The sequence below is a fragment of the Variovorax sp. YR566 genome, from assembly GCF_051992195.1.
Lineage (GTDB): Bacteria > Pseudomonadota > Gammaproteobacteria > Burkholderiales > Burkholderiaceae_C > Variovorax.
This window is the reverse complement of the sequence record NZ_CP197092.1, coordinates 4595023-4614347: the sequence shown is the minus strand read 5'-3', so window position 1 is coordinate 4614347 and position 19325 is coordinate 4595023. Positions and strand designations below refer to the sequence as shown.

The 19325-nt window shown below is 66.6% G+C and carries 18 protein-coding genes, 1 pseudogene and 2 riboswitches; of the genes and pseudogenes, 10 read left to right on the top strand and 9 right to left on the bottom strand.

Annotated features, from left to right (window positions below; translation table 11 throughout):
- Positions 1-360 precede the first annotated feature (360 nt).
- Positions 361-714, top strand: coding sequence for a hypothetical protein (locus ACTG4X_RS21740; RefSeq protein ID WP_440531884.1), 354 nt, complete (start codon positions 361-363; stop codon positions 712-714).
- A 15-nt stretch (positions 715-729) separates the two neighbouring features.
- Here the strand turns inward: ACTG4X_RS21740 and ACTG4X_RS21735 are convergent, their stop codons facing one another.
- Positions 730-2151, bottom strand: a complete 1422-nt coding sequence (locus ACTG4X_RS21735; protein ID WP_440531883.1) for an aldehyde dehydrogenase family protein — start codon at positions 2149-2151, stop codon at positions 730-732.
- Between the two features lie 121 nt (positions 2152-2272).
- Between ACTG4X_RS21735 and ACTG4X_RS21730 the strand changes: the two genes are divergently transcribed.
- From ACTG4X_RS21730 to ACTG4X_RS21720, 3 genes are read left to right on the top strand one after another with little or no spacing between them, the layout of a single operon-like run.
- A complete protein-coding gene (locus ACTG4X_RS21730) occupies positions 2273-3178 on the top strand; it encodes a LysR family transcriptional regulator (protein ID WP_440531882.1) in 906 nt (301 codons plus the stop codon).
- A gap of 60 nt (positions 3179-3238) precedes the next feature.
- Entirely contained in the window at positions 3239-3511 is a 273-nt protein-coding gene (locus ACTG4X_RS21725) for a helix-turn-helix domain-containing protein (RefSeq protein WP_256216607.1), read from the top strand.
- Complete coding sequence (locus ACTG4X_RS21720; RefSeq protein WP_093055531.1) at positions 3501-4721, top strand: type II toxin-antitoxin system HipA family toxin; 1221 nt, start codon at positions 3501-3503, stop codon at positions 4719-4721. Before ACTG4X_RS21725 ends, ACTG4X_RS21720 begins: the two co-directional genes overlap by 11 nt.
- A 28-nt stretch (positions 4722-4749) precedes the next feature.
- Here the strand turns inward: ACTG4X_RS21720 and ACTG4X_RS21715 are convergent, their stop codons facing one another.
- Positions 4750-5163 carry a GFA family protein gene (locus ACTG4X_RS21715; RefSeq protein ID WP_093073234.1) on the bottom strand — a complete coding sequence of 138 codons (414 nt, stop codon included), beginning with the start codon at positions 5161-5163 and terminating at the stop codon, positions 4750-4752.
- A 118-nt stretch (positions 5164-5281) separates the two neighbouring features.
- Positions 5282-6148: an AraC family transcriptional regulator gene (locus ACTG4X_RS21710; RefSeq protein WP_440531881.1), complete on the bottom strand. Its 867-nt coding sequence runs from the start codon at positions 6146-6148 to the stop codon at positions 5282-5284.
- A gap of 235 nt (positions 6149-6383) precedes the next feature.
- Here ACTG4X_RS21710 and ACTG4X_RS21705 point away from each other — a divergent pair, with 235 nt between their 5' ends.
- Complete coding sequence (locus ACTG4X_RS21705; RefSeq protein ID WP_440531880.1) at positions 6384-7685, top strand: UDP-N-acetylglucosamine 1-carboxyvinyltransferase; 1302 nt, start codon at positions 6384-6386, stop codon at positions 7683-7685.
- Between the two features lie 31 nt (positions 7686-7716).
- Here ACTG4X_RS21705 and ACTG4X_RS21700 read toward each other — a convergent pair whose 3' ends face one another.
- Positions 7717-8751, bottom strand: a complete 1035-nt coding sequence (locus ACTG4X_RS21700; protein ID WP_440531879.1) for a hypothetical protein — start codon at positions 8749-8751, stop codon at positions 7717-7719.
- 113 nt (positions 8752-8864) lie between these two features.
- Between ACTG4X_RS21700 and ACTG4X_RS21695 the strand changes: the two genes are divergently transcribed.
- Together ACTG4X_RS21695 and ACTG4X_RS21690 are read left to right on the top strand one after the other, a co-directional pair.
- Positions 8865-9908: an NAD(P)H-dependent flavin oxidoreductase gene (locus ACTG4X_RS21695; RefSeq protein WP_440531878.1), complete on the top strand. Its 1044-nt coding sequence runs from the start codon at positions 8865-8867 to the stop codon at positions 9906-9908.
- Between the two features lie 10 nt (positions 9909-9918).
- The gene (locus ACTG4X_RS21690; RefSeq protein WP_440531877.1) at positions 9919-10593 is read left to right on the top strand and encodes an alpha/beta hydrolase; all 675 of its coding nucleotides are present in this window, start codon (positions 9919-9921) and stop codon (positions 10591-10593) included.
- On the opposite strand, the gene ACTG4X_RS21685 is transcribed toward ACTG4X_RS21690, so the two are convergent.
- Positions 10571-11200, bottom strand: a complete 630-nt coding sequence (locus tag ACTG4X_RS21685) for a TetR/AcrR family transcriptional regulator (protein ID WP_440531876.1) — start codon at positions 11198-11200, stop codon at positions 10571-10573. The two genes, ACTG4X_RS21690 and ACTG4X_RS21685, sit on opposite strands and share 23 nt — an antisense overlap.
- 49 nt (positions 11201-11249) lie before the next feature.
- Here ACTG4X_RS21685 and ACTG4X_RS21680 point away from each other — a divergent pair, with 49 nt between their 5' ends.
- The 3 genes from ACTG4X_RS21680 to ACTG4X_RS21670 all read left to right on the top strand — a co-directional run bounded on the left by ACTG4X_RS21680 (position 11250) and on the right by ACTG4X_RS21670 (position 13797).
- Positions 11250-12365: a DUF2855 family protein gene (locus ACTG4X_RS21680; RefSeq protein WP_440531875.1), complete on the top strand. Its 1116-nt coding sequence runs from the start codon at positions 11250-11252 to the stop codon at positions 12363-12365.
- 125 nt (positions 12366-12490) lie between these two features.
- Positions 12491-13408, top strand: coding sequence for a DUF3014 domain-containing protein (locus ACTG4X_RS21675; protein WP_307615423.1), 918 nt, complete (start codon positions 12491-12493; stop codon positions 13406-13408).
- 134 nt (positions 13409-13542) lie between these two features.
- Positions 13543-13797, top strand: a complete 255-nt coding sequence (locus tag ACTG4X_RS21670) for a hypothetical protein (RefSeq protein WP_093055551.1) — start codon at positions 13543-13545, stop codon at positions 13795-13797.
- A 38-nt stretch (positions 13798-13835) separates the two neighbouring features.
- Here the strand turns inward: ACTG4X_RS21670 and gcvP are convergent.
- The 4 genes and pseudogenes from gcvP to ACTG4X_RS21650 all read right to left on the bottom strand — a co-directional run bounded on the left by gcvP (position 13836) and on the right by ACTG4X_RS21650 (position 19256).
- Positions 13836-16746, bottom strand: a pseudogene (gene gcvP / locus ACTG4X_RS21665) (aminomethyl-transferring glycine dehydrogenase).
- Positions 16747-16797: 51 nt separating this feature from the next.
- On the bottom strand, positions 16798-17169 hold the full coding sequence (gene gcvH / locus ACTG4X_RS21660) for a glycine cleavage system protein GcvH (protein WP_093055555.1): 372 nt from the start codon (positions 17167-17169) through the stop codon (positions 16798-16800).
- A 59-nt stretch (positions 17170-17228) separates the two neighbouring features.
- A complete protein-coding gene (gene gcvT, locus ACTG4X_RS21655) occupies positions 17229-18401 on the bottom strand; it encodes a glycine cleavage system aminomethyltransferase GcvT (RefSeq protein WP_307615425.1) in 1173 nt (390 codons plus the stop codon).
- A 45-nt stretch (positions 18402-18446) separates the two neighbouring features.
- Positions 18447-18559, bottom strand: a riboswitch (glycine riboswitch).
- A gap of 12 nt (positions 18560-18571) precedes the next feature.
- A riboswitch (glycine riboswitch) is annotated at positions 18572-18662 on the bottom strand.
- Between the two features lie 33 nt (positions 18663-18695).
- On the bottom strand, positions 18696-19256 hold the full coding sequence (locus ACTG4X_RS21650) for a hypothetical protein (RefSeq protein ID WP_093073254.1): 561 nt from the start codon (positions 19254-19256) through the stop codon (positions 18696-18698).
- Between the last annotated feature and the right edge of the window lie 69 nt (positions 19257-19325).

The following is a 19325-nucleotide window of genomic DNA, read 5'->3' as shown; positions in this document are numbered from 1 at the left end:
TCTCGCGAGGCGCGGTCATCGAAGCCTGCTCGGAGACTGAAAAGTCTCAATGTTGTATGCACGAGGGCCTCGGCCTCCCAAACTTGACGGGGTCCATCAACACCGCTTACATTGCCCCCGCCCCGCGATAAGCGAGGTCGGGTTTGACAGCCCGCTGACATCCTGCGACGAAAGCCGCAGCTACCGCACTTGGTCTGCGGCTTTTTCGTTTGCGCCTATTTTTTTAGGCGGCTCGAACGGGAGGGCTCGCGCCCTGCCGGTTTCCGCAAGGATGTCCCGGTCTGTCAACCCGTTCGAGCTGCCGCCCTCGTTTGACAGCGGGTGCGTCGGTTTCTGCAAATCGACATCCTTGGGAGGCCCATGGCCAATGCTTCTTCAAACGACGCAAGCACCAACGCCCGTTGTGCTTGCGCGCTCTATCGTCCCACCGCCCAGTTCAAACCCTTCGAATGGGTTCAAGGCGACCGGCTCAATCCTTCTCAACAAAGCCAGGCCGCATTCCTGAACGACGCACGCGACGTAGTGCAGGGCGCGCAAACACTGATCCAGTTGCTAGGCTGGGACGAAGACCGGCGCGATGCCGCTTCGTCCGACGCAGACCCCGCGCCGCTATTCGATGCATGCCAGCGTGCCTCGCTGCAGCGGCTTCTCTCGGCAACGCTGGGCCTGCTTCACGCCCGTATCGAAGTCCAGTGCGAGGCACTGACGGGGTAGGGAAGGCCTTCGAGTTCAGGCCGCCCGTATCACCGACTTGGGCTCCAGATACGCCTCCAGCCCGAAGGTGCCGAACTCGCGGCCGATGCCCGATTGCTTGAAGCCGCCGAAGGGCGCCAGGGGCTCGTGGTGCAGGCCGTTGATCAGCACCCGGCCCGCTTGCAGGCGGGAGCCCACGGCGAGGGCGTGTTCGTCGCTGCCCGACAGCACCACCGCCTGCAGGCCGTAGACCGTGTCGTTGGCGATTGCGATGGCGTCTTCCTCGTCGCGGTAGGTAATGAGGCAGAGCACGGGCCCGAAGATTTCTTCACGCGCGATGACCATGTCGTTGCGTACTCCGGCGAACAGGGTGGGGCGCACGTAGAAGCCGGCGGCGAGGCCTGCCGGGCGGCCCTCGCCACCGGCAATGAGTCGCGCGCCTTCTTCCGTTCCCTTGCGGATATAGCCCTGCACCCGCTCCCACTGCTTGCGGCTGACCATGGGGCCGATCTCGGTCGCGGCATCGCGCGGGTCGCCGACCTTCGCGGCCTCGACTGCCGCCCGGGCCAGCGCGATGGCCTCGTCCAGCCGGTGTTCGGGCACCAGGATGCGGGTGCCGGCCAGGCAGGCCTGGCCGCTGTTCTGGAAGCCGGCCGTCACCGCCAGGGGAATGGCGGTGGCGAAGTCGGCGTCGTCCAGCACCACGGTGGGCGACTTGCCGCCCAGCTCCAGCGTCACGCGCTTCAGGGTGTCTGCCCCGGCGCGCTGGATGGCCTTGCCCACGGCGGTGCTGCCGGTGAAAGAAATCTTGGCGATGTCGTGGTGACTGCTCAGCTCCGCGCCCACCACGTCGCCCCGGCCGTTGACGATGTTGAAGAGCCCCGGCGGCAGGCCCGCGGCGTGCAGTGCCTCGGTGACCACCTGGGTCTGGATGGCGCTCATCTCGCTGGGCTTGATGACCACGGTGCAGCCGGCGGCCAGCGCGGTCGCTAGCTTGTTGCAGATGAAGCCGGCGTTGGAATTCCAGGGCGTGATGAGGCCGGCCACGCCGACCGGCTCCATCACGACCTGTGCGCTGCCGATCTGGCGGGTGAGGGGGTATTGCTCCAGCGTCTTCGCCGCGAGCAGGAAGGCCTCTGCCGCATACCGTGCAACCCAGCTGGCGCGGGACACGGGGCCGCCGTACTCCTCGGTGGTAGCGGCATTGATATCGTCGGCGCGGGCGAGCACCGCGGCATGCAGGCGGTGAAGCAGCGCGATGCGCTCGGCCTTGGTGGTGCGCGCGTAGGCGGGCCAGGCGCGCTTGGCGGCGGCAATGGCCCGCAGCGTGTCTTCGCGGTCACCCAGGGTGACGTGGCCGATGACGGCCTCGGTGGATGGGTTGATGAGCTCGGCCTGTTCGCGCCCGTGGGGGGTGACGAAGGCGCCGTCGATGTAGATCTGGTCGATGTTGCGCATGGTGTGTTCCTTGGATTCGCCGGAGCGGAAAACCGGCTTGAATCAAATCTAGGGCGCGAGCATTGACTTGAGAAGCCGGCCAAATCACCATGCGTCATTCAGATAATCAGGACAATCCACCATGCACAGCAGCGGATTGATAGAGCTGGAGGCGGTGCTGGCGGTGGCCCGGCACGGCGGTTTCAGGGCGGCGGCGGTCGACATGGGCATGTCGCGCTCGGCCCTCAGCGCCACGGTGGCGGGGCTGGAGGCGCGGCTGGGCGTGCGCCTGTTCAACCGCACCACGCGCAGCGTGTCTACCACCGAGGCGGGCGAGCAGTTCATCGCGCGCATCGCACCGGCGCTGGCCGACATCCGCGGCGCCATGGAGGCGACCAACGAGCTGCGCGACACGCCCACCGGCACCCTGCGGCTCAACAGTTCGGTCGGCGCGGCGCAGATGATCTTCGCGCCGGTGGTGCTGGAGTACCTGCGCCGCTACCCCGACATGAAGGTAGACATCGTGACCGAGCGCCGGATGATCGACATCGTGGCCGAGGGCTTCGACGCCGGCATTTGCCTGGCCGAGGCCGTGCCGCGCGACATGGTGGCCGTGCCCATGAGCGGCGAGCAGCGCATGGTGGTGGTCGCGTCGCCGCAATATCTGCAGAAGCACCCCGCGCCCCAGGTGCCCGACGACCTGATGGCGCACCGCTGCGTGCGCTGGCGGTTTTCGAGCGGCATCGTTTACCGCTGGGAGTTCGCGCGCCACGGCGAGGCGATGACGCTCGACGTGCCCGGCCCCATCACGCTCGACGAGCCCCTGCTGATGCTGGAGGCGGCGCGCGCAGGCGTGGGCATTGCCTACATGGGGATGTTCCACGTCGCAGAAGACCTGGCCAGCGGCCGGCTGGTGCCGCTGCTGGAAGAGTGGTCGCCAAGCTACCCGGGCATCTGCCTGTATTACCCGAGCCGGCGCAACGTGCCGGCGGGGCTGAGGGCCTTCATCGACCTGGTGCGCGAGGTGATCGAGTTGCCGGGCCGGTAGCGGAGCTAGGAATGTCCTGTTTAATGGACATTAAGCCTATATACATTAATAATGTGTCGTATGAAGGACAAAATAAGACTGCCCATCGAACTGGGCCAGGCAATCCAACGTGCGCGAAAAGATGGCCGCCTGAAGGCGACCGACATCGCCGCGCGCTCGGGCCGCGCGCGCAATGTTCTCTATCGACTGGAGCGGGGGGAAGACATCACGCTTGCCTCGCTTTTTGACATCCTGCGTGCCATGGATCTCACGATCAGCCTGGAGCGCCTGGGCATGCCGACGCTGGAAGAAGTTACGGAACGCTTTGGACAGGATGACGACGATGCTTCCTGAAAAGATCAGGCAGCTCGACGTTGGGATCGCCGGCGAGCCGGCCGGCCAGTTGCTCAAACACTCGGTCTACGAGTTCCGGTATCTCGACGGCCGTGTGGAGCAGCCCGCCGTCGCGTTGCTCATGCCGCCGACCCGGCCGACTTACCAGGACGGCGACCTCTTCGCTGTGATGGATCAGAACCTGCCCGAGGGTGACCTGTACCTGCGTCTGCGAGCGATGTTTCCCAAGCAACAGCTCACTCAGATGCACATGCTCGCGGTGGTGGGATCCAACGGTATCGGTCGGTTGGGCTTTCGGTTGCCGGGGGCGCAGCCGCTTGCGATGCCTCGGGTCATCGACCGCAAGACCTTGCTCGGAACCCGCTACACGCCAGAGGTGTTCGACGAACTGGTGCGCGCATACCTGAGCACGGGCGCCGGCATTGCCGGCATGCAGCCGAAGATCATGGTGCCGGATCGGGTCAGCGTTCCAGTGCCCACGATCATCGTGAAGGCTGCGGCACCGTCCTACCCGGGCCTGTCGGCCAACGAGTTCATGTGCCTGACGGCTGCTGGCCACGCAGGCATCGAGACACCCACGTTCGACCTCTCGGACGACGGGCATCTGCTGCTGGTCGACCGATTCGACATCGCGTCGGATGGGTCCCGGATCGGTTTCGAGGACATTGCGGCGCTGATGAATCTTCGGGTGCGCGACATCCAATCCGACCGCAAGTACCACGGAAGCTACCAGCGCATCGCCGAACTGATGCAGTACCTTCAACTGCCCAGCGAGAACCTCGAGCGGTTTTTCGAGCAAGTGGCGTTCAGCATCATGGTGCGCAACGGCGATGGCCACCTCAAGAACTACGGCTTGCTCTATACCTCGACCGCTGACTGCCGCCTTGCGCCGATGTTCGATGTGGTGACAACCGCGCTCTATCGGTACACGCGCTATGAAGGCGGCCCCGAGCTCGAGGACCGCACACTGGCGCTCAAGCTCTTCGCCGGCAAGGGCCACACGAAGGCCTACCCGACGACCGAGGAACTGCTGCTGTTCGGCCGCAAGGTCTGCGGGGTCGCAAAGCCAGAACTCGTTCTCGCGCGAATCGCGCAGGGGATGCAGAAGACGCTGGGCCTGATGGCCAGTGACCAGCGAATCCCGAAGAGCCTGTTGGAGAGCATGCGAGACATCTGGACCGATGGGATGGGCTATGCCAAGGTGCCGTAGATCTCAGTTGAGCCAACGGGCAGGGCCATCACATCGGCGGCATCTTGTCGAACTTGGGCAGTGCCGGGTCCAGAAAGTCCCATCCATGCCCACGCACGGTGTACGTAACCGCCTGCGGCTTGTACCGGCCAGGATCGTCGAGGCTTGCGGCGTGCACGGTGAAGACGTCGGGCATCGCCGCAAAGGTCAGGTACACGGGCGAGCCGCAGTTCGGGCAGAACCCCCGGGTCTTGACGTTGCCGCTGTCGCCGACCATGTCCCACAGCGTGGCATTGCCGCTGTGCTTTACGCCGGCGCGCGGAAAGGTGAGGTACGAGCCGTGGCCGGTGCCGCTCTTGCGTTGGCAGTCGCGGCACTGGCAGTCGTTCTGGAAGATCGGCTCGGCCGAGATCTCGTAGCGGATTGCGCCGCACGCGCAGCCGCCGGTGTAGGCGTGGCTCATTTGTGTTGTCCTTTCGAGGTTGTTTTCCAGCGGGGCTGGCTGGGTGCAACCAATTTAGGCGAGCGAGGGCGCGGCGGGGGAGTAACAAGTTCGTCGTGAGTGGGCACCGCCCGGGAGCTCAGGCTTCCACGGGCACGTAGAAGTCGATCACGGCCCCTGGCTGGTCGGGCGCGAAATGACCGTGGTACATCTCGAAGTCGGGGCTGTCGACGACCCGCAAGCCGGAGGCGGGAATCAACTCGCCCCAGATGATCGCCATGGCGCTCTTGACTTGCGGGTGCAGCGCGGACCCGTTCAGGGCGATGCGAAAAACGACGTAGGTTGCCGCCGGAATCTCCTTCACTTCGAAGCCCTTGGGGAGATCGCCGTGGGTTTCCACGCCCACGCCCGCCATGTACATGAAGCTCCCGGCCTCCTGGTCCACGCTCCAGACCACGCCGTACGTCGCCCAGCTTGGGGTCTGGGCCTTCAGCGGCAAGGCACCGACAAGCGCAGACCACAGTTGGGGAATGTCGGACTTCGTCGCGTCGTCGAAGCGCCGGGATGGGCCCGCGACGCGGAACGCCTCGAGCCCGGTCAATTCGGGCAATCGGGCCACTGCCGTGGGGGTACTGCTGGGGGAGTTCATTGGAAACTGTCCTTCGATAGGGGTAGGAGAGAAGCCGGTACGAAAGCGGCCGGGTGACGCGCCGAAGAGGCGCTTGAATGCGCGCGTGAAAGCCTCCTGCGATTCGAAGCCGCAATCCAGGGCCAGATCGATGAGCTTCACGCCGGGCTCGCTGCAGAGCCTGCGGGCGCTGCGCACGAGTCGACGCCCGCGCACATGCGCCATGACGCTGCGGCCCATGCGGGCGGTGAACATCCGGGAGAAGTGGTACGCCGAAAAGCCCGCGCGTTGCGCGATCAGTTCGAGCGTGAGGTGGTCGTCGAGCCGCTCCTCGATCCAGGCCATGAGGGGGACGAATATGTCGGGCTCGCGGGGCATCGGGTTGTCCATGCGGCGATCATGAAGTACCGCAAACCGGCTGTCCTGACCGAACTTGCTGGCGCGCAGTAATGCGAAAGAATTGCCAACTCAGTGGCTTCTGCTTTGAAGTTCTTACAACTTCGGCCCCGTACATGCGGGTTTCAGACGGTAAAGTGCCCGTCTCCGGTTTCGGACTGTTTCCGACCCTTTTCCCGCCGCCTCCCGCTCCCCCCGTTTCTGTTTCTTCTTCTTCATGTCCAACCTCATCGTGCACGGCGGTACGCCGCTGCGTGGCCGCATCACCCCCTCCGCCAACAAGAACGCCGTGCTTCCGGTGCTCTGTGCCACTTTGCTCACCTGGGAGCCGCTGCGCCTGCATGGCGTGCCCGACATCACCGACGTGCGCAAGATCCTCGACATCTTCCGCACCCTCGGCAGCGACGTGCACATGGACCACGAGACCGGCACGCTCGAGCTGCATCACCGCGAGACCACTTTCGACGCATCGCTGCACCGGCTGCCCGAAGAGATGCGCTCGTCGATCATGCTGGTGCCGCCGCTGCTGGCGCGCTTCGGCGTTGCGCGGCTTGAAGACAACGTGAAGGGCTGCACGCTGGGCGTGCGCGAGATCGATCCGCACGTGGAGGTGTTCCAGCGCTTCGGCGGCGAGGTCGAGCGCACCGAGGGCTCGCTGCTGGTGCGCAGCAAAGGCCGGCTTACGCCGACCGATCACTGGCTCGACTACGCCTCGGTCACGACCACCGAGAACTTCGTGCTGTGCGCAGCCGCCACGGGCGGCACCTCGACGCTGACCAATGCCGCGTCGGAGCCGCACGTGCAGGAGTTCTGCCGCTTCATGGCCATGATTGGCGTGCGCATCGAGGGCATGGGCACCTCGCGGCTCACGGTGCATGGCAACGGCGCGCTCAAGGGCGGCGAGTTTCGCTTCGACGAAGACTTCCACGAGATCACGACCTTCCTGGCGCTGGGCGCCATCACCGGCGGCGACGTGGTCGTGCGCAACAGCGCCCCTGAAAACTTTCCGCTGCTGGACCGCACCTTCGCCAAGTTCGGCGTGCAGATCGAGCATGCGGACGGCTGGTCGCGCGCCATCCGCACTGGTCCGCTGAAGGTGCAGACACCTTTCACGAGCAACGTGCTCACCAAGGTCGAGGCGGCGCCGTGGCCGTACTTTCCGGTGGACCTGCTGCCGATCTTCATCGCGCTGGGCGTGCGCGCCCAGGGCAATGCGATGTTCTGGAACAAGGTGTACGACGGGGCGCTGGGCTGGACGGGCGAGCTCTCGAAGTTCGGCGCGCACGTGTTCTCGTCTGACCCGCACCGGCTCATTACCTTCGGCGGCAATCCACTGACGCCCGCGGTGGTCGAGAGCCCCTACATCATTCGCGTGGCGATTGCGCTGTTCATGGTGGCGGCGAGCATCGAGGGCAAGTCGGAGATCCGCAACGCCGCGCCTATCCGACGGGCGCATCCGCGCTTCGTGGAGAACCTGCGCAGCCTGGGCGTGCAGGTTGAGTGGACGAGCGAGGAATAACCGGCGGGGTTGGTGCCGCAGCGCGCGCCCGTCAGAACGACGGAACGGGGTTGCGCCCTTCGGTCAGCACATAGGTGCCGTTGCGCCAGGCATAGACCAGCGTGCTGTCGATGGTGAGCACGCGGCGGTTTTTGGTGCCGCTCGTTCGTTCGCCCTTGAACGCGATGCGCATCTCGCCCGGCGCTTCGTCGGTGCCCAGCGTAAAGCTCGGCGTGCCGCTGACGTCGAAGCACGCGCCACGTGGCGGCTCTTCCGACTTGCCGGGCCTGGGCGCTTTCTCGCAGGACTCGTCGGCGCTTTCATTGGTGGCCGACAGCGCAATGCCCCTTGCCAGCACGCGCACCTTGCCCGCTTCGAGCCCATACACCGACAGCCACTGCCCGCAGTAGCCCTGCCAGCAACTGCCGTGGGCAATGGTCAGCGCAAAGCGCTGGGGCGCGATGCGCTCGACCTTGGTGGTGCCGAGGTTGCCCATGAAGCCGAGGTAGTCGACAGCGTCGCTGCGGCTCGCGAGCTTCCAGCCCTCGGCGCTCTGCTCGAAGAAGTAGGCGCCGAGCCATGCGCCGTTCACGTGGCCGTTCATCGGCTCGCCCCGGTCGTCGAGCGGCACAGTTTCGGTCAGCATGACGGCGTGCGTATCGTCCAGCCGCACCACTTCGCGCGGCGACACCTGAGCCTGTTGATCGGCCTCGCTGCCGGGCACTGTCTTGCCCTCGTTGGCCCTCTCGGGCAGCGAGACGGTGTCGGGCTGTCGGGGCGAGGCGCCCGGGTCCTGGGAGTCGGGGAACACCAGCGCCATGAGTTCGGCTCGCTTGAGCGTGGCCGATGCGGTGGGGTGAGGCACTGGTGGTGCCGGTGATGCTGGCGGTGCCGCGGGGGCAACGGCCTCGGCGGTTGCCACGGCCACTGCGGCTTTGTCCGGCTGCGCGTCGGCGGTGGTAGCGGGGGCTTCTTCTTTCTGCGGGCAGCCGCCGAGCATGACGAGGCTGGCAGTGGCAATGGCAGCAGCAATGCTGCGCTGCAGCGGCCGGGAGTGAGCGGGCCGCGTCGGGTTCAGGATGGGCATGCGCGCGATTGTGCCGAAGCCATTTGGCGATGATGACCCCGCCGCCGCCGCAACCTCCGGCTTGGCGGGAGAATGGCCGGCACCCGGCGACACACGAACAAGGAGCGCTCCAAATGACCACGCTGCAACAACTCATCGGAACGGACCTTCCGCTCATTCAGGCTCCTATGGCCGGCGTGCAGGGTAGCGCGCTGGCCATTGCTGTCAGCAATGCCGGCGGCCTGGGCTCGCTGCCAGGTGCCATGCTGAGCCCCGACGTCATGCGCAGCGAGCTCGCTGCCATCCGCGCGGGCACCAGCAAGCCCTACAACGTCAATTTCTTCTGCCACACCCCGCCGGTGCCGAGCGCCGAGCGCGAAGCGACCTGGCGTGCCGCGCTGGCGCCGTATTACGCCGAGTTCGGCATCGACGCGGCGAACATTCCCACCGGCCCGGGGCGCAACCCCTTCAGCGCCGAAGTGGCGGACCTGCTGGCCGAGTTCAAGCCGCCGGTGGTGAGCTTTCATTTCGGGCTGCCGTCAGAAGCGCTGATGGCGCAGGTGCACGGTTGGGGCGCGAAGGTGCTGGCTTCGGCCACCACGGTCGAAGAGGCGCAGTGGCTCGAAGCGCGCGGCGTGGATGCGGTCATTGCGCAGGGGCTGGAAGCCGGCGGGCATCGCGGGCATTTCCTGTCGCATGACCTGACGCGGCAACTCGGCACTTTCGCGCTGCTGCCGCAGCTGGTGCACGCCGTGAAGGTGCCGGTGATCGCGGCCGGTGGCATTGCCGATGCAGCCGGCGTGGCCGCGGCCATGGCGATGGGCGCGGCGGGCGTGCAGATTGGCACGGCCTACCTGCTGACGCCCGAGGCGACCACCAGCGCGCTCCATCGCGAGGCGCTCAAGAGCAGGGCCGCGCGGCATACGGCGCTGACCAATCTCTTTACCGGCCGGCCGGCGCGCGGCATCGTGAACCGCGTGATGCGCGAGCTGGGGCCCATCGGCGCAGCCGCGCCGGAGTTTCCGCTGGCCACTTCAGGCATCGCACCCTTGCGTGCCAAGGCCGAGGCGCAGGGCAACGGCGACTTCTCTCCGCTGTGGTCGGGGCAGAACGCCACCGGCTGCCGCGAGCTGCCTGCGGCCGAGGTCACGCGTGAGCTGGCACAAGGATTTCATTGAGCTTCAAACCATGACCCAACTGCATCTGCCCCTGAAGTTTCTCGCGCATGGCGCGCAACCCGATGTTCGCGAACCCTGGCTGCTGGTGCTGATGCACGGCGTGGGCAGCAACGAGCAAGACCTGTTCGGCCTGGCGCGCATGATGCCGCCGCAGTTCAACGTGCTGAGCCTGCGCGCGCCCTATGTGCTGTCGCCCGACGCCTACGCGTGGTTCGAGTTCCAGGTGCTGCCCGGCGGTGAACGCCGGATCGACGAAGAGCAGGAGCGCGAGAGCCGCTTCCTGGTCGGCGAGATGATCGCCTCGGCTGGCAAGCAACTCGGCGTGCCGCCAGAACGCGTGGTGGTTGGCGGCTTCAGCCAGGGCGGCATCATGGCGCTGTCGCTGCTGCTGACCAAGCCTGAGAGCGTGCGCGCCGCGATGGTGTGGCACAGCCGGCTGCTGTCGCAGGTGCTGCCGCACGTCGCGGCGCCGGAGGCCTTCGAGGGCAAGGCGTTGTGGGTGAGCCATGGCAGCGCCGACAACGTAATTCCGCCGAGCGCTGCGCAGGCCACGCGCGAGTTCGCACGTACGTTGCCGGTGGCGCTGTCGGGGGCGGACTTTCCGGGTGCGCACGAGATCCGTCCGGCCGAGTTGCAGGCCACGCTGGCGTGGCTGCAATCGCTCAGCGCGCCAACGAACGCGTAGACAGGCGCGCCATGACCATCGCTTCCATCTCGGCCACCCACTCGTCGTTGTCCGCTTCGGGCTGCACCAGCAGGCGATAGCGTCGGCCGCCCCATGCGGCGGTCAGCAGCGCGTGGATGGTGGTGGGCGAGGGCGGCGGTTGCAGGTCTGTGCAGACGGCAAAGGCCTTGAGCCATCTGTCAGCCAGTTCGTCGTACACGCGGCGGTGGTGCTTGGGCTCCGCCACGCGGTGTTCGAGCATCAGCATCTCGTGGTCGAAGGCCGGCAGCCCTTCGAGCCGCGTGTCGCAGGTGATGCGCACGAGGCGCTGCACGCGCGTTGGCCAGTCGATATCCGAAGGCGCGATCACTTCCGCATCGAGCCGCGCAAGCAGCGCCTCGATGCAGTGGCGCACATAGCCCGAGAGCAGGGCTTCCTTGTCGGGGAAGTAGTCGTAGAGCGTGCCGACCGCGATGCCGGTTTCCAGTGCCACTGCGCGCGTGGTCACGCCCTCCCAGCCGTGCGCGGACCAAATCCGAACAAAGGCGTCGTAGATCGCCTGCACGGTGAACTTGCTGCGTGCCTGCGTGGGGCGTTTCAGGGGCTTGGAGCGGGGTGCGTCCGGCATCGACGGTTTTCCGAACCCGCCGGGAGACGGGCCGCCATACAGTTTGCGAATGAACAACGCATTCACTTTAACCCGCCTCGAAACGCGCAAGAACGCCCTCGGCACCACCCGTGTCGTGACCACGCAGGACACCGGCGAGCTGCAGCCCGGCGAGGTGCTGCTGAAGATCGGCCGCTTCTCGTTGACCACCAACAACATCACCTACGCGGCCTTCGGCGACGCAGTCATGAAGTATTGGCAGTTCTTTCCGACTGGCGACGCTGATTGGGGCCACATGCCGGCCTGGGGCTTTGCCGATGTGGTCGCCTCGAATGTGGAGGGCGTGGCGGTGGGCGAGCGCTTCTACGGCTACTTTCCCATAGCGAGCCACCTGCGCATGCAGCCGGTGCGCGTAACGCCGCGCGGCTTCTACGACGGCGCGCCGCACCGCAGCGAGCTGGTGTCGGCCTACAACCAGTACATGCGCTGCAGCAACGACGCGGGCTACGTCGCCGCGCTGGAGGACTACCAGATGCTGGTGCGCCCGCTGTTCATCACCTCGTTCATGCTGGCCGACTTCCTGGAAGACAACGCCTTCTTCGGCGCGAAGCAGGTCGTGGTGTCGAGCGCGTCGAGCAAGACCGCGTTCGGCACGGCCTTTTGCCTGCGACAGCGCGAAGGGCTGGCGCTGATTGCGGCCACGTCCAACGCCAATCGCGCTTTCGTGGAGAGCCTGGGTTGCTACGACCGCACGCTGAGCTATGAAGAAGTGACGGCGCTGCCGGCTGATGTGCCCACGCTGTACGTCGACTTCTCGGGCAACGACGACCTGCGCGCGACCATTCATCACCATTTCGGCGAAGCGCTGGTGTACGACTGCTATGCGGGCTCCGCGCAGAAGACGGAATTTCTCGGTGACACAACCTCGCTGCCCGGCCCGACGCCCAAGCTCTACTTCGCCCCCGTGCAGATCCGCAAGCGCAATGCCGACTGGGGCCCGCAGGAGGTCAACCGGCGCTTCAACGAGGCGCAAGGCAGCTTCATTGCCGAGCTGAGCAGGCCCGGCAATCGATGGATGACGCTGGCGCAAGGCGAGGGCTTCGCGCATGCGCAAGCCGTGATCGCCGACCTGCACGCGGGCAAGGTAGATCCGCGGCAGGCGCATGTGGTGCGGCTCGCGGGCTGAGCGTGTGAACTTCCGCGCGGCGGGCGCGTCACAGGGCGTTACGACGACGAGGCTGGTGCGCAGCCCGAATTGGTGCACCATAGTCGTTCGCTTCCCCGACATTCCCGCACAAGGAAACCCACCTCATGCCCGAGCCCGACAGCGACACGCGCGACGCCCCTGAGTTCAGACCCCGCCGCGAAATGCCCATAGGCGCCATCGTCGCCTTCGTGCTGGTGCTGCTCGGGACTGCCTACCTTGGCTGGCGCTGGTATCAGCAGCAGATGCTGGCAGAACCCGTGCCAGTGGCCGCGGCGCCCAATGACGCGCCCGCACCACCGCCACCACCGGCGCCGCCCTCGGCAGCGTCCGCCGAGCCGCAGAACCCCATGGATGCACTGGCCCCGCCCGATGCGGCATTGCCCAAGCTGCCTGATTCCGATGCGCGCGTGACGAAGGCGCTGATCGAACTGTTCGGCGGCAAGAACGTTGCAGCGTACATGCACCCCGACGGCATCGTGCGCCGCTTCGTCACCACCGTCGACAACCTCGCGCGCGAGCAGGCGCCAGCCAGCGCATGGCCGGTGCTGCCCACGGGCCAGCGCTTCATCACCGACGGGCAGCAGGGGCAGGTACAGACGATTGCCGCGAACAACGCCGCGCGCTACAACGCCATCGTGCTGCTGGCCGAGTCGGTCGACCCGGCCAAGGCGGCGGCCGTGTACGCAAAGCTCTATCCGCTGTTCCAGCAGGCGTACGAAGAGCTGGGCTATCCGGGCCGCTACTTCAACGACCGGCTCATTGCCGTGATCGACCATCTGCTGCAGGCGCCCGAGCCCAAGGGGCCGGTGGAGGTGCGGCTGGTCGAGGTGAAGGGTGACGTGCCCTCGACCCGGCCGTGGGTGCGCTATGAATACGCTGACCCCAAGCTGGAGTCGCTGTCTTCCGGCCAGAAGATCATGGTGCGCATGGGGCCGGAGAACGAGCGCAAGGTGAAGACCAGCCTGCGCGGCCTGCGCCAGCAGATCGCCACTGGCGACGTGGCGAAGAAGAAGCAACCCTGACGCCGCATGGCGCCCGACGTACACGGGCGCCCGTGAGCATTCCTCCGGCGCGCTGTGTAGGCGCGGACCGATTGCGTGCTGCACGGATGTCGCTGAGGCTTTGTTCTCAAGATCAAAACCTCGAGGACACCCGTATGAACCTGATGAGCGTCGACCTCTACCAGAGTGCAACCGATTCGGAGAAATTCCTCGCGCTTCCAGCGGGCACCGATCCTGCCGAACTCATGGGTCCGATGACCTTCGACCAGGACTATGCGCAGGTCAAGCGATACCAGGAGGCATTCCAGTTCGATCCGTCCGAGGCCTATGCGGGCGTCAATGCCGCCAAGATCGCTGCAGACATCCTGACCGTGAAGTGGGCGACCTATCGTCGCGAATCCCCGCCGTAGAAGGGCCGCTGGGTTGCCGCCCACCTTCTCGGATTTCGTCAGGCCTCTTCGGTTTCCTTGTAGTCGCCCACGGGCACGCAGTCTGCAGAACAGATTGCGGTCGCCGTACACGTTGTCGACGCGGCCGATGGGCGGCCAGTACTTCGCGTTCTTGAGTTCGGCCAGCGGAAACGCGCCGAGTTCGCGCGAGTACGGGTGGCTCCACTCGGTGCCGAGCAGGCTCGCAGCCGTGTGCGGCGCGTGCTTGAGCGGGTTGTCTTCCTTCGGCCACACGCCTTCTTCGATGCGGCGGATTTCGCCGCGGATGGCGATCATCGCGTCAATGAAGCGGTCGAGCTCGGCCAGCGGCTCGCTCTCGGTCGGCTCGACCATCAGCGTGCCGGGCACGGGGAAGCTCAGCGTGGGCGCGTGAAAGCCGTAGTCGATCAGGCGCTTGGCCACGTCTTCGGCGGTGACGCCGCTGGTGTCCTTCAGCGGGCGCAGGTCGAGGATGCACTCGTGCGCGACGTGCCCGTTGGGGCTCGCGTACAGCGTGGGGTAGTGGTCCTTCAGGCGCGCGCTGATGTAGTTGGCGCTGAGAATGGCCGTTTCGGTCGCAGCCTGCAGGCCCTTGGCGCCCATCATGCGGCAGTACATCCAGCTGATCGGCAGCACGGCCGCATTGCCCAGCGGCGCGGCCGACACGGCGCCCACGCCGTTCGACGGCACGCCGGCCGTCGCGTGGCCAGGCAGGTACGGCACGAGGTCTTCGACCACGCACACCGGGCCCACGCCGGGGCCGCCGCCGCCGTGCGGAATGCAGAAGGTCTTGTGCAGGTTCAGGTGGCTCACGTCGCCGCCGAACTCGCCCGGCGCGGCCACGCCGACCAGCGCGTTCATGTTGGCGCCGTCGACATACACGCGGCCGCCGTGTTCATGCACCAGCTCGCACAGTTCCTTCACGCGGGTTTCGAACACTCCGTGCGTGCTGGGGTAGGTGATCATCACTGCGGCCAGCTTGTCGCTGTGCTTTTCGCAGGCGCGCTTCAGGTCGTCCATGTCGACGTTGCCCTGCGCGTCGCAGGCCGTCACCACCACCTGCAGGCCCACCATCTGCGCGCTCGCGGGGTTGGTGCCGTGTGCGGAAGACGGAATCAGGCAGATGTTGCGGTGGCCCTGGCCCTTGGCTTCATGGAACGAGCGGATGGCCAGCAGGCCTGCGTACTCGCCTTGCGAGCCGGCGTTGGGCTGCAGGCTGATGCCCGCGTAGCCGGTGGCTTCGCACAGCCAGGCGCGCAGCTGAGCGTCGAGCTGGGCATAGCCCTGCTGCTGCTCGGCGGGCGCGAAAGGGTGGATGTTGGCGAACTCGGGCCAGGTGATGGGGATCATCTCGCTCGTCGCGTTGAGCTTCATCGTGCAACTGCCCAGCGGAATCATGCTGCGGTCGAGCGCCAGGTCTTTGTCCGACAGGCTGCGGATGTAGCGCAGCATCGCGGTTTCGCTCTTGTGGGTGTTGAACACCGGGTGCGTGAGAAAGGCGCTGCTGCGGCGAAGGTCTTCGGGGATCAGCGGCGTGATGCTGCCCGACAGGTCATCGAAGCGCGGCGCCTGCGTGCCGGCGGGCGCGAACAGGCTCCACAGGGTTTCGACGTCGGCGCGCGTGCTGGTCTCGTCGAGCGAGATGCCCAGGTGCTGCTGCAGGCGCTGGCGCAGGTTGACGCCGGCCGCCTGCGCGCGCTCGATGATTGCCGGCGTGTCTTCGCCGGTGCGGATGGTCAGTGAGTCGAAAGCGGTGGTGTTGACCGGCTCGCGGCCCATCTGCGTGAGGCCCTTGGCGAGGATTGCCGTGAGCGCTGCCACTCGCTGCGCAATGCGCGTGAGGCCATCGGGCCCGTGGTAAACGGCGTACATGCTGGCCACCACGGCCGGCAGCACTTGCGCGGTGCAGATGTTCGACGTGGCCTTCTCGCGGCGGATGTGCTGCTCGCGCGTCTGCAGTGCGAGGCGGTATGCGGGCTGGCCATGCGTGTCGACGCTCACGCCGACCAGTCGGCCCGGCAGCGAGCGCTTGAATTCGTCGCGGCAGGCCAGGTAGGCGGCGTGCGGGCCGCCGTTGCACAGCGGCATGCCGAAGCGCTGCGTGGTGCCGCAGACGATGTCGGCATCGAATTCGCCGGGCGCGACGAGCAACGTGAGCGCCAGCAGGTCGGCCGCGACGATGAGGGCGGCGTCGCACTGATGCGCGTGGCCCGCGAGCGGACGCAGGTCGTGCACGTGGCCGGTGGTGGCGGGGTACTGTGCGAGCGCGGCGAAGAACTCGCCGCTCACCATCAGGTGCGGCAGCGTTTCCGACACGGTGCTCACCTTCACTTCGATGCCCAGCGGCGCGGCGCGCGTCTTGATGACTTCGATGGTCTGGGGATGGCAGTCGCCAGACACCAGGAACACGTTGCTCTTGCTCTTCACGCTGCGCTTGGCCAGCGTCATGGCCTCGGCTGCGGCCGTGGCCTCGTCGAGCATCGAGGCGTTGGCGATGGCCATGCCCGTGAGGTCGCACACCATCGTCTGGAAGTTGAGCAGGGCTTCCATGCGGCCCTGCGAGATTTCGGCCTGGTAGGGCGTGTAGGCGGTGTACCAGGCGGGGTTCTCGAGCACGTTGCGCAAGATGACGCCCGGCGTGTGCGTGCCGTAGTAGCCCTGGCCGATGAAGTTCTTGAACACCTTGTTCTTCGACGCCATCACCTTCAGCTCGGCCAGCGCATCGGCTTCGGTTGCCGGTGCGGGCAGGCGCATCGGCTTTGCGCGGCGGATGGCCGCGGGCACGATGCCGTCGATGAACTCCGCGCGCGTTTCCGAGCCGATCACCGGCAGCATGCGCGCCTCGTCCGCCGCATCGATGCCGATGTGGCGGGCGAGGAATTCTTCGGCGTTCTCTAGTTCTTGCAAAGAGGGAAGGGCGGGCGTCGGCATGGCGGTGAGGGCTCGGGGAGAAGAAGGAAGGTGGCTGAGGAACTCAGCGGATCAGGATTCGGCGGCGAACTTGTCGTAGGAGGCCGCGTCCAGCAGGGCGTCGAGCTGCGCGGGTTCGCTCAGCTTGACCTTGAAGAACCAGCCGGCGGCCAGCGGATCGCTGTTGGCGAGCGACGGGTCGGCGCGCAGCGCCTCGTTCACTTCGGTGATCTCGCCCGACACGGGCATGAACACGTCGGCCGCGGCCTTGACCGATTCGACGACGCCGGCAACTTCGCCTTGCGCAAAGGTCTTGCCGACTTCGGGCAGGTCGACGAACACCACGTCGCCCAGCGCGTCCTGCGCATGCACGGTGATGCCGACGGTGGCTGCGTCGCCTTCGGCCGACACCCATTCGTGGTCCTTGGTGTACTTGATGCTCATGGAAAAACTCCTCATGGAAAAAATGAATCGGGGTGCAGAGCCTAGCCTGTCGACCAGGCTCAGCCGCGGTAGTAGCGGGTGGGCACGAAAGGCATCGTCGAGACTTCCATCGGCACCGGCTTGCCGCGCACGATGGCCTGCACGCGCGTGCCCGGCTCGGCGAAGGCGGTGGCCACGTAGCCCATGGCGATGCAGCGGTCGGCCGTCGGGCCGAGCAGGCCGCTGGTGACGATGCCGATGTCATGGCCTTCGAAAGATTGCAGCACCGTGCCGTCGCGCACCGGAATGCGTTCGAGGGCGACGAGGCCCACGCGCTTGCGCTTCAGCGTGTCGTGGTCGGTGTGGCCGGCAGCGCCTGCGGCAGCGACGGCGAGCTGCGCGAGGATCTTTGCCGCGCCAGGAAAGCCGCCTTCGCGCGCGCCGCCCGTGCGGCGCACCTTCTGCATCGCCCAGTTGAGCGAGGCCTCGACAGGCGTGGTGGTGGTGTCGATGTCGTTGCCGTAGAGGCAAAGCCCGGCTTCGAGTCGCAGCGAATTGCGCGCGCCCAGGCCGATGGGCTTGACCTCGGGCTGGGCCAGCAGCAGGCGGGCCAGCGCCTCGGCGTCCTTGGCGGCCACCGAGATCTCGAAGCCGTCTTCGCCGGTGTAGCCGCTGCGGGTGACGAAGGCGGCAATGCCGCCGATCTGCACCGCACCGCCCGTCATGAACACGAAGCGCTCGATGCCGGGCGACAGCCGCGCCAGCGTGGCCGCGGCCTGCGGGCCCTGCAGCGCGAGCAGGGCGTGGTCGGGTAGGGGCTGCACTTGGCAGCGGCTGCCGATCTTCTGCTGGATGTGGGCGATGTCGGCCACCTTGCAGGCGCCGTTGACGATCACGAAGATCGAGCCGTTGCCTTCATTGAAGAACATCAGGTCGTCGAGGATGCCGCCTTCGTCGTTCAGCAGCAGGCCGTAGCGCTGCTTGCCGGCGGGCAGGTCGACCACGTCGACTGGCATCAGGGTTTCGAAGGCGGCCGCTGCATCGGGCCCGACTAGCCGGAGCTGGCCCATGTGCGAGATGTCGAACAGGCCGGCCGCATCGCGCGTGTGCTTGTGCTCGGCCATCAGGCCGGCGGGGTACTGCACCGGCATCGAATAGCCGGCAAAGGGCACCATGCGGGCACCGAGCTCCACGTGGAGGTCGTGCAGCGGCGTCTTGAGAAGTTCGGTAGCGGGGGCGGAAGAAGCAGCCACGGGGCACTCCAAAGGGGCAGACGAAATCCATGACGCAAGCCATGGGCCACCCCTGCTGTCCGCTTTACCTGAGAGATTCGCCCCACGATCGGGGTTTGCTCCTTCGGTGGGCCGATGGGCAGTTTTCACTGCAACGGCCTCTCTCCAGCAAGGAAACGCCGGAGTTCACCGGCGCCTTGTCAGTCCTTTTGCCTGAGCGTTCGGGAAACCCCTGCGCCTTCGGCGGCCCCGGCATGCGGGGCTCTCTCCTGACCTTGGCGAGTGTAGTGGATCGCGCGGGGCCGGGGTTTTGCGTCAGTGGATGATTTCGGCCGGCGGCAGCAGCTTGTCGATGCGCTCGCGCAGCGATTCGGCCCGCTCCACCCCGGCGGTTTTCTCGATCTCGGTGAGCATCAGCGCGGCGATGGTCAGCATCGCCTCGCGGTCGCGGGCCTCGCGCAGGGCGTCGCGCATCTGCAGCGCGAACTTCGGGTCGCGCCGCACGAACATGCGCTCGCAGATGTCGAACAGGAACATGCGCGTGGTGGCCAGCGAGCGCTTGCCGTCGAAGGTGTCGGCCGAGGTGGTGGCGACCTGGATCGGCTCGGCGGCGGCGATAGGCGCGGGCCGGGCGGGGGCTGCTACCGGTGCGGGCGCCGGTGCCGCAGCAGCAGCCTGCGGGGCCTGCAGGTAACCCCGCTGCACCAGCGCCTGGATCGCCTGTTCGGCTTCGACCCGGTTGGAGAACAGCGGACTGAAGTCGGTCAGCGAGCGCCGGCCATCGGCCATCAGCAGCAGGGCGCGCTCACGCTGGCTGAGCGTGCGCTGTCCGCCCTGGAGTTCGTCGCGCGCCTTGTCGGTCTTGGTGGGAAACATGGCAGCCACAGCTTTCGGGAATCGAGGGCTGCAGCATCGTTGCAAGTGGTGACATCTTCATGAACCGTT

Bases quoted from the DNA above. Each gene is read 5' to 3' on its own strand.
- ACTG4X_RS21670 (WP_093055551.1), top strand. From the start codon at position 13,543: ATGAACCTGATGAGCGTCGACCTCTACCAGAGTGCAACCGATTCGGAG.
- ACTG4X_RS21700 (WP_440531879.1), bottom strand. From the start codon at position 8,751: ATGCCCATCCTGAACCCGACGCGGCCCGCTCACTCCCGGCCGCTGCAG.
- ACTG4X_RS21730 (WP_440531882.1), top strand. From the start codon at position 2,273: ATGCACAGCAGCGGATTGATAGAGCTGGAGGCGGTGCTGGCGGTGGCC.
- ACTG4X_RS21695 (WP_440531878.1), top strand. From the start codon at position 8,865: ATGACCACGCTGCAACAACTCATCGGAACGGACCTTCCGCTCATTCAG.
- ACTG4X_RS21710 (WP_440531881.1), bottom strand. From the start codon at position 6,148: ATGCCCCGCGAGCCCGACATATTCGTCCCCCTCATGGCCTGGATCGAG.
- ACTG4X_RS21725 (WP_256216607.1), top strand. From the start codon at position 3,239: ATGAAGGACAAAATAAGACTGCCCATCGAACTGGGCCAGGCAATCCAA.
- ACTG4X_RS21715 (WP_093073234.1), bottom strand. From the start codon at position 5,163: ATGAGCCACGCCTACACCGGCGGCTGCGCGTGCGGCGCAATCCGCTAC.
- ACTG4X_RS21705 (WP_440531880.1), top strand. From the start codon at position 6,384: ATGTCCAACCTCATCGTGCACGGCGGTACGCCGCTGCGTGGCCGCATC.
- ACTG4X_RS21690 (WP_440531877.1), top strand. From the start codon at position 9,919: ATGACCCAACTGCATCTGCCCCTGAAGTTTCTCGCGCATGGCGCGCAA.
- ACTG4X_RS21680 (WP_440531875.1), top strand. From the start codon at position 11,250: ATGAACAACGCATTCACTTTAACCCGCCTCGAAACGCGCAAGAACGCC.
- ACTG4X_RS21650 (WP_093073254.1), bottom strand. From the start codon at position 19,256: ATGTTTCCCACCAAGACCGACAAGGCGCGCGACGAACTCCAGGGCGGA.
- ACTG4X_RS21675 (WP_307615423.1), top strand. From the start codon at position 12,491: ATGCCCGAGCCCGACAGCGACACGCGCGACGCCCCTGAGTTCAGACCC.
- gcvH (WP_093055555.1), bottom strand. From the start codon at position 17,169: ATGAGCATCAAGTACACCAAGGACCACGAATGGGTGTCGGCCGAAGGC.
- ACTG4X_RS21740 (WP_440531884.1), top strand. From the start codon at position 361: ATGGCCAATGCTTCTTCAAACGACGCAAGCACCAACGCCCGTTGTGCT.
- ACTG4X_RS21685 (WP_440531876.1), bottom strand. From the start codon at position 11,200: ATGCCGGACGCACCCCGCTCCAAGCCCCTGAAACGCCCCACGCAGGCA.
- ACTG4X_RS21735 (WP_440531883.1), bottom strand. From the start codon at position 2,151: ATGCGCAACATCGACCAGATCTACATCGACGGCGCCTTCGTCACCCCC.
- ACTG4X_RS21720 (WP_093055531.1), top strand. From the start codon at position 3,501: ATGCTTCCTGAAAAGATCAGGCAGCTCGACGTTGGGATCGCCGGCGAG.